We start from the raw sequence: 12897 nt of genomic DNA, 5'->3' as shown, positions 1-12897 counted from the left end.
CTGCGCAAACGCCAGCCTTCGGTATCGAGCGACATCGATTCAGTTACGCGTACTTGTCGCCGACCGTACTGCGAATCGGATGGGTGTCGTAGACGATGATCATCCGTTCGATGAGCCCCGCGACGTCGAACTCGAATACGTCGACGCACTCGAAGCGCGCCACCGAACCGTCTTTCAAGGCCCAGTCGTAGATGAAGTAGCCTGTCGCACGTCGAGCCCCACTCGTGCTGACGCAGATATCGATCGGTGTAATCCTGCTTTCTCCCGACGCGGCAGCGACCTTCGAAAAGAACGGCTCAGGGTGCATCCAGCCGAGAAACGGCGAGAAAATCTGCGCGTCCGGCGTAAATAGCGCGCAGATGGCGCCGACATCGCCTCGCTCCAGTTCCCGAAGGTAAGCGCGAACCTGTTGCGTATATAGTGATCCCGACGTTGAGTCAAAAATTATCCTCCGATCATTCGTTGACCACCCCGTTCATTCGTAGGAACAGGGCATCCGGTAGACGCACGATAGCGACGCACCGATGACCGAACAATCGAAAAATTTGCAACCCGGGTATGCGGCGCATGCATATCCGCTGGCTGACCTGACGCGGCCGCTCCCACCGTTGGCGGCGATTCAGTCGTTCGTCGCCGCTGCGCAGCTGGGCAGCGTCAGCAAGGCTGCGGATCATCTATGCCGGACGCAAGGTGCAGTGAGCCGTCAGATACAGCAGTTGGAAACGCATTATCGATGCGCACTCTTTGTGCGCCATGTATCGGGCCTGACGTTGACGGCAGAAGGCAATGGACTGCTGACGGTCGCGGTCAACGTGCTCACGCAATTGGTTCAGCACGCGGATTCCCATGCACGAGCGACCTCGGTGCTCACGTTGAAGTTGCCGTCCACGTTCGCCATTCGCTGGTTGCTCCCGCGGCTGCCGGACATTCATCGCGCCATGAGCGGCACGGAGCTTCGTATTTCGACATCCGCGGACGATACGCCGGATTTCACGACGTCCGACGTCGATGCCATCGTCGTGCGAGGCACCGGACAGTGGACCGGTATGGAAGCGGTACCGCTGTTTCCGGAGAGGCTCACGCCGACGTGCGCGCCCGCATTGGCAACATCACTGCGATCCGTTGCCGACCTTGCGCAGGTCGATTTGCTCCATCCCGGGCCCAGCCACGCGGAGTGGAGATGCTGGCTTGAGCATGTCGGGGCACGCCAGATCGATGCGGGACGTGGACTCGTATTCGATACCCTCGAATTGACGCTCGCGGCATCGATGGAAGGACACGGCATTGCAATCGGCGACCCACGAATGGCAAGAGACCGGCTGCGTGCCGGATCGCTGGTGACACCGTTCGAGGGTGTGGTTCAAGACGGCCTGTCCTACTTCCTCGTCTATCCGCCCCAACGTGCGGCACAACCGAAAATTCGAGCCCTCGCTGACGTCTTGCTACGCCTTGCGCGAGAAGATTGATGGATAGGCGAGCGTCCGGTCCGTGGGGGGGGCCGACCTTCAAATGGCGCGCCCAACGTACCGGCGAATGACAGGCCTGGTCAGAGATCTCCGCGCACTTCACCGGTTCCCAGCGCGCTCCGCTGCCGGTTGACTTCGGCCCAAAGCTCATCGCTGTCGTCATTGCGCAGCACGACCATCCAGTCCAGTTGATCGTCGGTCACGCCGAAGTATTCCAGGATTTCCCGCCGAACCGCATCGACGAACTGCGCGTATTCCGGGGTTGCCTGGGCCCGCGCGTGCAAGGCGTCGTATTCCGCATCGTCCGCGCCGCCGCCGTGCTCGTCGATATAGCGCGAGATCCACTGGTCTCGTTCGTGGTCGTAATCGGCCTCGGCGCGCATCGCTTGCACGGCCGTGTAGAAATCCAGTTGGGCAAACGCGGCGATCGCCGCCGTAGTCGCCTCGTCGAATGTCGTCGTCATTCCATCTCTCACTTCAGTCATTGCACATCATCGGTCACGCCGCGAAGCCCTTATCGCGGGCGGTTTCAGGTCGTTAACGAGAAAACCGGCGGTCCTGTTCCGAACCACCCGTATTCGTTCACTGCATCGGACGGGTCAATCGTATCGGGCACGTTGAAAGGGAAGGATTCAGGCTACCTGGACGGTTTGCCAAGCTTGCCACGACCACCAGCAGATTTGCCAGCAGCCTTCCCCGCAGCCGGCTTGCCGGCCGGTTTGCTGCGCGGCTTCTGCGCGCTGAACGGGCTACCGATGGTGTAGTCCGGGCCTTTACCGGCACCCGTGGCCGCCGCATGCTGCGCCCCAGGCTTGCGCTTGCCTTCGCCACCTTGCGTATGCGGCTTCTTGCCCGGCGCCTGCTTGCCGACCGGCGCAGCTTGCTGCACCTTGGGCTTCTTCGGCTTTTTCGGTTTCTTGATGATCTGTCCCGTCGCGCTGGTTTCCGGCACGCGGTGTTCGGCTTCGAAACCCGGCTCTTCTTCACGCCGCAGCGTCTGCCGGATCAGCGCCTCGATCGCGGCCAGTTGCGGCGCTTCGTCGGCGCACACGAGGGACACCGCCACTCCGCTGGCGCCCGCGCGGCCGGTACGGCCGATACGGTGCACGTAGTCTTGCGCGACGATCGGCAGATCGACGTTGATCACCAGCGGCAGATCGTCGATATCCAGCCCGCGCGCCGCGACGTCGGTGGCAACCAGCATCTGCACTTCACCCGCCTTGAAGCGCTCCAGCGCACGCAGGCGCGCGGGTTGCGGCTTGTCGCCGTGGATCGTATCGACCGCATAGCCCGCTTTCTCCAGCATGACCGCCAGATAATCGACGCCATTGCGGGTCTTGACGAATACCAGCGCGTGCTCCCACTTGTTTTGGGCCACCAGGTGCATGAAGAGGTCGGGCTTGTTCCGCTTGTCGACCGGCACCACCCATTGCTTGATCTTGCTCGCCGTGGCGTTGGGTGGGCTGACGCTGATATCGACCGGGTTGCGCAGAATGCCCGCCGCCATCGTGCGGATTTCGTCGGAGAACGTGGCGGAGAACAGCAGCGTCTGGCGCTTGGCGGGCAACGCGGCAAAGACCGCGTCGAGTTCGCGCGCGAAGCCGAGATCGAGCATGCGGTCGGCTTCATCCAGCACCAGCGTCTGGACCTGATCGAACTGCACGGCGTTCTGGCGATTGAGGTCGAGCAAGCGGCCCGGCGTCGCAACGAGCACGTCGACACCCTTGCGCAGCTTCATCATCTGAGGATTGATGCTCACCCCGCCGTAGGCGGCCAGAAATCGCAGATCGAGCCCTTTGCCGTACTCGATGAAGCTTTGCAGCACTTGCTCAGCCAGTTCGCGCGTCGGCACCAGCACCAGCACGCGCGCACGGTTGCTGGACACCGCCGGGCCGTGTTGCACCAGCCGTTGCAGCAGCGGCAGCGCAAAGCCGGCCGTCTTGCCGGTGCCGGTCTGTGCCGCAGCCATGACGTCCTTGCCGCCGAGCACGACGGGAATCGCCTTGGCCTGCACCGGCGTGGGTGTCTGATAATTGAGATCCTGCAGATTACGCAGCAACGGCTCGATCAGGCCAAGCGAGGCAAAAGACATGGACGTATTCCGGACGAAAACCGCAATTCTAGCGGTTACTGCGCCGGCCAAGCCCCGCCCGCTCACGTCCACCCTTCGAGCCGCAACGTCGAACGCACGAGCCGCTGTTCCTCCTGCTCGATCTCGCGCAGATAGTCTACGCACTGACGGATATGTTCGCTCGCGGCCTTGCGCGCTTGGTCGGGCAGCCGCCCCGTGACCGCGTTGTAGAGCCGCGCATGCTGGCGATCGATCTGCTTCTTCAGCGGTTCGCGGTGATAGAGGTTGTTCACCGACGCGAACACCGAACTGAGCAGCAGGTCGGTCAGCGACTGCAGCGTATTGACGAGCACGGGGTTGTGCGACGCCTCGCAGATCGCGAGATGAAACGCGTGGTCGAGCTTCGCGCGCGCGGCGGGGTCGAGATCCTGCGCGTCGGCCGCCGTCATTTCCTCGTAGCGGCGCCGGATCAGGATGAAATCGGCCGGCGTGCCGCGCAGCGCCGCGAGCCGGGCGGCTTCGGCCTCGAGCATCCCGCGCACCTCGAACAGGTCGTACAGCGTGCGCGGCTGCGAGCCGAGCAGATGCATCATCGGCGTGATCGCGCGCTGCGGGGTCAGGCTCGCGACGAACGAACCCTTGCCGTGCGCGGTGTCGATGATCCCGCGCGCGTGCAGCAGCTTCATGCCTTCGCGCACGGCCGTGCGCGACACGCCGAGCTTCTCGGTCAGCCGCCGTTCCGACGGCAGCGCCTGCCCGGCCTTCAGCACGCCGTCGACGATCAATTGCTCGATCCGCTCGGCGACAACGTCGGCCACGCGCCGCGCCGGCCTTTCTCGATCCTGCATTTCCATACTGGTATGACCACTTTGGACGGATGACGTCGATTTTCGCACAAAGCCTTGTTGCGATTGGGTTTCATCGAACCGAAGAGAATGCGTGTTCAATGGCATCGAAAAAACTGGTACGACCACCTTCGACACGTCTGGACAGGCCCGCACGACCCACCAAGAATGCCTTCCATCCGGCGTGTCGCGCGTCGCGCGGCCGCCTGCATGGTGGAGACGGAGACATACGATGAGTTTCATCTACGACGAACGGATCGACGGCCCGCTGGCGACCGTCGACCGCGCCACACTCGTCGCCGCGCTGCACGCGGCGGCGCCCGGCCTCGACGTGCTGCACGAACGCGAGGCGCTCAAGCCGTTCGAATGCGACGGGCTGGCCGCGTACCGCACGGTGCCGCTCGCCGTCGTGCTGCCCGACAGGGTCGACCAGGTGCGCGCGGTGCTGCGTGTCGCGGCTGCACACGGCGTGCCGGTCGTCGCGCGCGGCGCGGGCACCGGGCTGTCGGGCGGCGCGATGCCGCTCGAAAAAGGCCTCCTGCTGGTGATGGCGAAGTTCAACCGGATTCTCGACATCGACCCCGATGCCGGCATCGCGCGCGTGCAGCCCGGCGTGCGCAACCTCGCGATCTCGCAGGCCGCCGCACCGCACGGCCTCTACTACGCGCCCGATCCGTCGTCGCAGATCGCGTGCTCGATCGGCGGCAACGTCGCCGAGAACGCGGGCGGCGTGCACTGCCTGAAATACGGGCTCACGGTGCACAACATCCTGAAGGTCGAGATCCTGACGATCGACGGCGACACGCTCACGCTCGGCGCCGATGCGCTCGACGCACCGGGTTTCGACCTGCTCGCGCTGTTCACCGGCTCCGAAGGCATGCTCGGGATCGTCACCGAAGTGACCGTGAAGCTGCTGCCGAAGCCGCCGTGCGTGAAGGTGTTGATGGCAAGCTTCGACGACGTCGCCGAGGCCGGCGTCGCGGTCGCGCGGATCATCGGCGCGGGCGTGATTCCCGGCGGCCTCGAGATGATGGACAACCTCGCGATCCGTGCGGCCGAGGATTTCATCCACGCGGGCTATCCGGTCGACGCGCAGGCGATCCTGCTGTGCGAGCTCGACGGTGCGGCGAGCGACGTCGACGAGGACGCCGAACGCGTCGCCGCGCTGCTGCGCGACGCGGGCGCGAGCGAGATTCGCGTCGCGCGGGACGAGGCCGAGCGCCAGCGCTTCTGGGCCGGCCGCAAGAACGCGTTCCCGGCGGTCGGCCGCATGTCGCCCGACTACTACTGCATGGACGGCACGATCCCGCGCCGCGAACTGCCGCGCGTGCTCGAAGGGATCGCCGCGCTGTCCGCCGAATACGGGCTGCCGGTCGCGAACGTGTTCCACGCGGGCGACGGCAACATGCATCCGCTGATCCTGTTCGATGCGAACCGGCCCGGCGAGCTCGACCGCGCGGAGGCGCTCGGCGGCAAGATCCTCGAGCTGTGCGTCGCGGCGGGCGGCAGCATCACCGGCGAGCACGGCGTCGGGCGCGAGAAGATCAACCAGATGTGCGTGCAGTTCAACGCCGACGAAATCACGTTCTTCCACGCGGTGAAGGCCGCGTTCGATCCGCAGCGCCTGCTCAATCCCGGCAAGAACATCCCGACGCTGCACCGCTGCGCCGAATTCGGCGCGATGCACGTCCATCACGGCAAGCTGCCGTTTCCCGAACTGGAGCGCTTCTGATGCGACGCGACATCGAATCGATCGACGACAGCGCGGCGCTCGTCGCGCAGGTCGACGCGGCGATCCGCGATCGCCAGCCGCTGCACATCCGCGGCGCCGGCACGAAGGCGTTCGTCGGCCGCCCGGTCGAAGGCCGCACGCTCGACGTGCGCACGCATCGCGGCGTCGTATCGTACGACCCGACCGAGCTCGTGATCACCGCGCGCGCGGGCACGCCGCTCGCCGATCTCGACGCGATGCTCGACGCAGCCGGCCAGATGCTGCCGTGCGAGCCGCCGTCGTTCGGCGGCGCGGCGACGGTCGGCGGCATGGTCGCGGCGGCGCTGTCGGGGCCGCGCCGCCCATGGGCCGGCGCGGTGCGCGACTTCGTGCTCGGCTGCCGCGTGATCACCGGCCACGCGAAACACCTGCGCTTCGGCGGCGAGGTGATGAAGAACGTCGCGGGCTACGACGTGTCGCGGCTGCTCGCGGGCAGTTTCGGCTGCCTCGGCATCGTGACCGAGGTGTCGCTGAAGGTGCTGCCGAAGCCGCGCGCGACCGGCGAGCTCGCGTTGACGCTGACGGCAAGCGAAGCCGTGCAGCGCGTCGCCGCGTGGCGTCGCGCGGGGCTGCCGCTCGCGGGCGCGTGCCACGCGGACGGCGTGCTGCGCGTGCGGATCGAAGGCGGCGAAGGCTCGGTGAAGGCTGCGCGCGACACGATCGGCGGCGACCGGATGGACGACCGCGACGATGGCTTCTGGACGCGGCTGCGCGACCTCGCGCTGCCGTTTTTCGACGATCCGCGCCCGCTGTGGCGCGTGTCGGTGCCGGCCGCCGCGCCGCTCGACGCGCTCGCGGGCGCGCAGCTCGTCGACTGGGGCGGCGCGCAGCGCTGGCTGAAGACCGACGCCGCGCCGGCCGACGTGCAGCGCTTCGCCGCGCAGTGCGGCGGCCACGCGACCTGCTTCACGCCCGGTACGACGCCCGAGCCGTTCCAGCCGCTGCCGCCCGCGCTGCTGCGCGTGCATCGACAGCTCAAGGCGCAGCTCGACCCGCACGCGATTTTCAATCCCGGCCGGCTCTACGCCGACTTCTGACGCGAACCCGATCCCGATCCCGACCCGCCGATGCAAACCAACCTCAGCGAAGCAAGCAAGGCCCTCGCCCGGGCCGACGAAGCGGAAGCGATCCTGCGCGCGTGCGTGCACTGCGGCTTCTGCAATGCGACCTGCCCGACCTACCAGGTGCTCGGCAACGAGCTCGACGGGCCGCGCGGCCGCATCTACCTGATCAAGCAACTGCTCGAAGGCGAGCCGTGCGGCGAACGCACGCAGCAACATCTCGACCGCTGCCTGACGTGCCGCAACTGCGAGACGACCTGCCCGTCCGGCGTGCGCTATCACACGCTGCTCGACATCGGCCGCGCGGAAGCCGAGAAGCGCGTGCAACGGCCGGCACGCGAGCGCCTGCTGCGCGCGGGGTTGCGTCATGTGGTGCCGCGCCCGGCGACGTTCGCCGCGCTGCTGAAGGCCGGCCGCGCGCTGCGCCCGCTGCTGCCCGGCACGCTGCAGGACAAGATTCCGGCCGCCGTTCCCGCGGCCGCGCCGCGCCCGGCCGTGCGTCATGCGCGGCGCGTGCTGATGCTCGAGGGCTGCGTACAGCCGTCGCTGTCGCCGAATACCAATGCGGCCGCCGCGCGCGTGCTCGACCGGCTCGGCATCAGCGTGACCCCGGCGCGCGAAGCCGGCTGCTGCGGCGCGACCGAATATCACCTGAACGCGCAGGAAGCAGGCCTCGGCCGCGCACGCCGCAACATCGACGCGTGGTGGCCCGCGATCGAGGCCGGCGCGGAAGCGATCGTGCTGACCGCGAGCGGCTGCGGCGCGTTCGTGAAGGAATACGGCGACCTGTTGCGCTCCGACCCCGTCTATGCGGAGAAGGCGCGGCGCGTCAGCGCGCTCGCGCGCGATCTGGCCGAAGTGATCGCGGCCGAGCCGCTCGACGCGCTCGCCGATGCGACGCCACGGCGCGTCGCGGTCCATTGCCCGTGCACGCTGCAGCACGCGCAGCGCCTCGGCGGCGCGGTTGAAAGCATCCTGACGCGGCTCGGCTTCGATCTGACGAATGTCGCCGACGGCCATCTGTGCTGCGGCTCGGCCGGCACCTATTCGCTGACGCAGCCCGAACTCGCGACGACATTACGCGACAACAAGCTCGATGCGCTGGAAGCCGCGCAGCCGGACCTGATTGTCACCGCCAACGTCGGCTGCCAGACTCATCTGAACGGCGCGGGTCGCACGCCCGTGCGTCACTGGATCGAGCTCGTCGACAACCGGCTGGTCAACTGACCGCCGCTTCCGGAGGAAAGCCATGCAAACGAAACCCGAACTCGAACTGGCCGATGCCGAGCGCATGCTCGCCGCGGCCCGCGCGGAAGCGGAACGCCATGGCTGGGCCGTGTCGATCGCCGTCGTCGACGACGGCGGCCACCTGCTCGCGTTCGCGCGGCTGGACGGCGCATCGCCGGCCAGCAACACCATTGCGCAGGACAAGGCGCGCGCGGCGGCGCTCGGCCGTCGCGAGACGAAGGCCTATGAGGATATGATCAACGGTGGCCGCACCGCATTTCTGAGCGCGCCGCTGACGGGGTTGCTCGAAGGCGGCGTGCCGGTCACGGTCGGCGGCCGGATCGCAGGCGCGATCGGCGTGTCTGGCGTAAAGTCCGAACAGGACGCGCAGATCGCCCGCGCCGGTACACAAAGCGTCGCGGAATAACCAGCCAAGCCGCGCGCGTTTTTTATTCCCCGGGAGGATTCACGATGATCGACCAAGCAGGACTGCAAGTCGCGCCAGCGCTGAGCCAGTTCATTGAAAACGAAGCGCTGCCGGGCACCGGCATCGACAAGGCCGCGTTCTGGAGCGGTTTCTCAGCTCTGGTGCACGACCTCGCGCCGCGCAACCGCGAGCTGCTCGCCGAACGCGACCGCCTGCAGCTGGAGCTCGACGCGTGGCATCGCGCGCACCCCGGCCCGGTACGCGACCACGCCGCGTATCGCGCATTCCTCGAACAAATCGGCTACCTCGTGCCGGTCCCGTCGAACGTCACGGCAGCCACCGCGAACGTCGACAGCGAGATCGCCACGCAGGCCGGCCCGCAGCTCGTCGTGCCGCTGTCGAACGCGCGCTATGCGCTGAACGCCGCAAACGCGCGCTGGGGCAGCCTGTACGACGCGCTGTACGGCACCGATGCGCTGCCGGAAGACGGCGGCGCCGAACGCACCGCGGCCTACAACCCGACGCGCGGCCAGCGCGTGATCGACTACGCGCGCAACGTGCTCGACAACGCGGCGCCGCTCGCGAGCGGCTCGCACCGCGATGCGCTGCGCTACCGCGTGGAGAACGGCCAGCTCGCCGTCGAAACCGGCAAGGGCGTCACGCAGCTCGCGCAGCCGGCGCAATTCGTCGGCTACCAGGGCGCGGCCGGCGCACCGTCCGCGATCCTGCTGAAGCACAACGGCCTGCACCTCGAGATCCAGATCGATGCGTCGACGCCGATCGGCCGCGCCGATCTCGCGAACGTGAAGGACGTCGTGCTCGAAGCCGCGGTCAGCACGATCATCGACTGCGAGGATTCGGTCGCGGCGGTCGACGCCGACGACAAGGTCCAGCTCTACCGCAACTGGCTCGGCCTGATGCAGGGCACGCTCTCCGAGGAAGTCGCGAAGGGCGGCAAGAGCTTCACGCGCCGCCTGAACGCCGATCGCGAATACACGACGCCGGCCGGCGGCACGCTGTCGCTGCACGGCCGCTCGCTGCTGTTCGTGCGCAACGTCGGCCACCTGATGACCAACGGCGCGGTGCTCGACCGCGACGGCAACGAGATTCCGGAAGGGATTCTCGACGGCGTCGTCACGACGCTGTGCGCGCTGCACGACCTGAAGGCCAAGCGCAATTCGCGCACGGGCTCGATCTACATCGTGAAGCCGAAGATGCACGGCCCGGTCGAAGTCGCGTTCGCCGACACGCTGTTCGCGCGCATCGAGGATCTGTACAACCTGCCGCGCAACACGCTGAAGATGGGCATCATGGACGAGGAGCGCCGCACCAGCGTGAACCTCGCCGCCTGTATCGCGGCCGCCGCCGCGCGCGTGGCGTTCATCAACACCGGCTTCCTCGACCGCACCGGCGACGAGATGCACACCGCGATGGAAGCGGGCCCGATGATCCGCAAGGGCGACATGAAATCGTCGGCGTGGATCCAGTCGTACGAGCGCAACAACGTGCTTGCGGGCCTGTCGGCCGGCCTGCGCGGCCGCGCGCAGATCGGCAAGGGCATGTGGGCGATGCCGGACCTGATGCACGCGATGCTCGAGCAGAAGATCGCGCATCCGCGCGCCGGCGCGAACACCGCGTGGGTGCCGTCGCCGACCGCCGCGACGCTGCACGCGCTGCACTACCACCTCGTCGACGTGCAGGCCGTCCAGCAGGAACTCGAGAAGACGCCGTACGCGAGCGAGCGCGACGCGCTGCTCGAAGGGCTGCTGACCGTGCCGGTCGTCGAGCGCGCCGCGTGGAGCGAGGCCGAGATCCTGAGCGAGGTCGAGAACAACGCGCAGGGCATCCTCGGCTACGTCGTGCGCTGGGTCGAACAGGGCGTCGGCTGCTCGAAGGTGCCGGACATCCACGACGTCGGCCTGATGGAAGATCGCGCGACGCTGCGCATTTCGAGCCAGCACATCGCGAACTGGCTGCGCCACGGCGTGATCACCGAGGCGTTCGTGCTCGACGTGTTCAAGCGGATGGCCCGCGTCGTCGACCAGCAGAACGCCGGCGATCCGAACTATCGCCCGATGGCGCCCGATTATGACCAGTCGACCGCGTTCCAGGCCGCGTGCGCGCTCACGCTGCAAGGCACGTCGCAGCCGAGCGGCTATACCGAGCCGCTGCTGCATCGGTTCCGGCTCGCGTTCAAGGCGCAACACGGCGCGTGAGCGTTCGCATGCGGGCTTTCCCGCATGCGGTTTCACGAAACGGGCGGCCATCGCGGCCGCCCGTTTTCATATCCGGATCAGACGAACCGCTGAAACGAATGATCGCCGCGTATCGCCCGACCTCGGGTGCCGAGCGACCTTTACGGGCATACGCAACGACTTCCGCTTCCCTCTCACGAGAATGCCCGTTGAAATTCTCCCTGGAGATGGAACGGGATCGTGCAATCAATGACGCACTTGTTGGTAAAACCTTTCTGGCCGCCGCCGGCATATCGTTCCGATTGAGTCGGATCCAGCGACGTGCCGCGCAAACTCGCGGTACTGAAAATGTCCCGTTCCAGGCGGCAGCGCGTCGCCATCGCCCAGAGTACGTCGTCGGCAGAACCACGACGTGTCGGGCATGCGATACGACGCAAGATAGTCGTCGATCAGCTCGACATGCGGATCGCGCGGCGCGGCGATCTCGACCGGCCGCTCCCCTGCTCGCGCCAGCGCATCGAGCGCGCTGCGAAGGTCGTGTATGCCGGTCACGCCGCGCCTCCGATCATTTACTTCGAGAGTCCGACCGATGCCGGGTCCGCCGATCGGGCTGCCGCCGGCCGCGACGCGGCGACCGCGATCAGGACCACCGATGCGAGCGCGCACAACGCGCTGAACACGATCGACGCGACGTAGCTCCCGTACACGTCGAACAGCAGCCCGCCGATGCTGCCGCCCGCCACCGCCGCCACCCCGACCGAGATATAGAGCGCCCCCAATATGGCGCCGAGATTCGCCGTGCCGAACCAGCTGGCGGCGACCGACGGATAGAGCGAAATGCAGCCGCCGTTCGCCACGCCGAACAGCACCGCGAAGATCGCCAGCGCGACGAATCCGTGCGCGCCCAGCCAGAATCCATTCAGCAACGCCAGCGCAAATGTCAGTCCCATCAACAGTTGCCGAGCGCCGATCCGGTCCGCGATGCTGCCCAGCAGCAAGCGGCCGGCCACGTTGCCCACGCCGATCAGGCCAATCAGCAGATTCGCCTTCGTTGTCGAGATATCCAACTGCCGCGCATACGGATTGATGTGCACGAGCGCGAGAAACAAACCCACCGAACCGAGGAAGATCGCGACGAAGTACCACCAAAAGCGCGCCGTGCGAATCGCCTCCGCCAGCGTCGCGTCGATCGCGGTCGACGACCCGCCCGTCGCCGCGGCGGCCTGCGTCGTCCCGTCGGGCATCAGCCCCAGTTCTTCCGGACGGCCGCGGACCGCGGTCGCAGCGGCCAGCCCGAGTCCGGCGATGCCGATCGCGAAGATCCGCATCGTCGCCTCCCATGACAGATGCTGCATCAGCAACCCGGCGAGACTGGGGCCGACGAACGTACCCAGCCCGGTGCCCGCGAGGGCGAGCCCGGACGCCTTGCCGCGACTCTTCACGAACCAGCGCTGCACGGTGGTCACGGTCGGGACGTAAACCAGGCCGACGCCGAGCCCCACCAGCGTGCAGAACGCGGTCAGAAAGCCCGCCATCGAATGGCCCGTGAAACTGCTGATGAAAAATCCCAGCGCAAGCAGCACCACGCCAGTGCCGACCACTTTGCGCGTCGAAGTCCGATCGGCGATCGACCCCGCGAACACGCCGACGACGTAGTAGATGAGCGCCGTCAGCGAAAAGATCGAAGCGACGGAGAAACGCCCGACGTCGAAGCTCGATTGCAACTGCACGAAGAACGCGCCGAACGAATAGGCCGCGCCGAAGATCAGTGCCAGCAGCAAATGGGCCGCCAGGACGACATACCAGCCTCGAAAGATCCTGCTTTCCATATCGG

12 protein-coding genes are annotated in these 12897 nt (G+C 66.9%); 6 read left to right on the top strand and 6 right to left on the bottom strand.

Translation table 11 applies throughout. The annotated features are described in order from the left end of the window. Positions 1–43: 43 nt before the first annotated feature. A complete protein-coding gene (locus HWX03_RS24880; protein ID WP_175873188.1) occupies positions 44–448 on the bottom strand; it encodes a nuclear transport factor 2 family protein in 405 nt (134 codons plus the stop codon). A 76-nt stretch (positions 449–524) separates the two neighbouring features. Between HWX03_RS24880 and HWX03_RS24875 the strand changes: the two genes are divergently transcribed. Further along, the gene (locus tag HWX03_RS24875) at positions 525–1466 is read left to right on the top strand and encodes a LysR substrate-binding domain-containing protein (RefSeq protein ID WP_175873031.1); all 942 of its coding nucleotides are present in this window, start codon (positions 525–527) and stop codon (positions 1464–1466) included. Positions 1467–1546: 80 nt separating this feature from the next. On the opposite strand, the gene HWX03_RS24870 is transcribed toward HWX03_RS24875, so the two are convergent. From HWX03_RS24870 to glcC, 3 genes are all read right to left on the bottom strand, one after another. After that, a complete protein-coding gene (locus tag HWX03_RS24870) occupies positions 1547–1930 on the bottom strand; it encodes an ATP-dependent protease (protein WP_175873030.1) in 384 nt (127 codons plus the stop codon). Positions 1931–2103: 173 nt separating this feature from the next. Next, on the bottom strand, positions 2104–3558 hold the full coding sequence (locus tag HWX03_RS24865) for a DEAD/DEAH box helicase (protein ID WP_175873029.1): 1455 nt from the start codon (positions 3556–3558) through the stop codon (positions 2104–2106). Positions 3559–3620: 62 nt separating this feature from the next. Next, positions 3621–4391, bottom strand: coding sequence for a transcriptional regulator GlcC (gene glcC, locus HWX03_RS24860; protein ID WP_174432547.1), 771 nt, complete (start codon positions 4389–4391; stop codon positions 3621–3623). Between the two features lie 223 nt (positions 4392–4614). Between glcC and glcD the strand changes: the two genes are divergently transcribed. Genes glcD through HWX03_RS24835 form a run of 5 tightly spaced genes read left to right on the top strand, consistent with a single transcriptional unit; the run spans position 4615 to position 11084 of the window. Next, entirely contained in the window at positions 4615–6114 is a 1500-nt protein-coding gene (gene glcD, locus HWX03_RS24855; protein WP_175873028.1) for a glycolate oxidase subunit GlcD, read from the top strand. Beyond that, the gene (glcE, locus tag HWX03_RS24850) at positions 6114–7190 is read left to right on the top strand and encodes a glycolate oxidase subunit GlcE (RefSeq protein WP_175873027.1); all 1077 of its coding nucleotides are present in this window, start codon (positions 6114–6116) and stop codon (positions 7188–7190) included. The genes glcD and glcE overlap by 1 nt, the downstream gene beginning before the upstream one ends. A 30-nt stretch (positions 7191–7220) precedes the next feature. Beyond that, positions 7221–8441 (top strand): glycolate oxidase subunit GlcF, encoded by a 1221-nt coding sequence (gene glcF, locus HWX03_RS24845; RefSeq protein WP_175873026.1) that lies wholly within the window; start codon positions 7221–7223, stop codon positions 8439–8441. 22 nt (positions 8442–8463) lie between these two features. Then, on the top strand, positions 8464–8868 hold the full coding sequence (locus HWX03_RS24840) for a heme-binding protein (protein ID WP_175873025.1): 405 nt from the start codon (positions 8464–8466) through the stop codon (positions 8866–8868). Between the two features lie 44 nt (positions 8869–8912). Then, positions 8913–11084 (top strand): malate synthase G, encoded by a 2172-nt coding sequence (locus tag HWX03_RS24835; protein ID WP_175873024.1) that lies wholly within the window; start codon positions 8913–8915, stop codon positions 11082–11084. A gap of 225 nt (positions 11085–11309) precedes the next feature. Here the strand turns inward: HWX03_RS24835 and HWX03_RS24830 are convergent, their stop codons facing one another. Together HWX03_RS24830 and HWX03_RS24825 are read right to left on the bottom strand one after the other, a co-directional pair. Then, on the bottom strand, positions 11310–11615 hold the full coding sequence (locus HWX03_RS24830; protein WP_175873023.1) for a hypothetical protein: 306 nt from the start codon (positions 11613–11615) through the stop codon (positions 11310–11312). Between the two features lie 17 nt (positions 11616–11632). Continuing rightward, positions 11633–12892 (bottom strand): MFS transporter, encoded by a 1260-nt coding sequence (locus HWX03_RS24825; RefSeq protein ID WP_175873022.1) that lies wholly within the window; start codon positions 12890–12892, stop codon positions 11633–11635. Between the last annotated feature and the right edge of the window lie 5 nt (positions 12893–12897).

It is taken from the genome of Burkholderia sp. BCC0397, from assembly GCF_902832865.1.
Classification (GTDB): Bacteria; Pseudomonadota; Gammaproteobacteria; order Burkholderiales; family Burkholderiaceae; genus Burkholderia.
This window is presented reverse-complemented; position numbering and strand designations above follow the sequence as displayed.

Excerpts from the sequence above, each read along its gene's own strand:
- glcE (WP_175873027.1), top strand. The coding sequence starts at position 6,114 with ATGCGACGCGACATCGAATCGATCGACGACAGCGCGGCGCTCGTCGCG.
- HWX03_RS24870 (WP_175873030.1), bottom strand. The coding sequence starts at position 1,930 with ATGACGACGACATTCGACGAGGCGACTACGGCGGCGATCGCCGCGTTT.
- HWX03_RS24825 (WP_175873022.1), bottom strand. The coding sequence starts at position 12,892 with ATGGAAAGCAGGATCTTTCGAGGCTGGTATGTCGTCCTGGCGGCCCAT.
- HWX03_RS24835 (WP_175873024.1), top strand. The coding sequence starts at position 8,913 with ATGATCGACCAAGCAGGACTGCAAGTCGCGCCAGCGCTGAGCCAGTTC.
- glcF (WP_175873026.1), top strand. The coding sequence starts at position 7,221 with ATGCAAACCAACCTCAGCGAAGCAAGCAAGGCCCTCGCCCGGGCCGAC.
- glcC (WP_174432547.1), bottom strand. The coding sequence starts at position 4,391 with ATGGAAATGCAGGATCGAGAAAGGCCGGCGCGGCGCGTGGCCGACGTT.
- HWX03_RS24840 (WP_175873025.1), top strand. The coding sequence starts at position 8,464 with ATGCAAACGAAACCCGAACTCGAACTGGCCGATGCCGAGCGCATGCTC.
- HWX03_RS24875 (WP_175873031.1), top strand. The coding sequence starts at position 525 with ATGACCGAACAATCGAAAAATTTGCAACCCGGGTATGCGGCGCATGCA.
- HWX03_RS24865 (WP_175873029.1), bottom strand. The coding sequence starts at position 3,558 with ATGTCTTTTGCCTCGCTTGGCCTGATCGAGCCGTTGCTGCGTAATCTG.
- glcD (WP_175873028.1), top strand. The coding sequence starts at position 4,615 with ATGAGTTTCATCTACGACGAACGGATCGACGGCCCGCTGGCGACCGTC.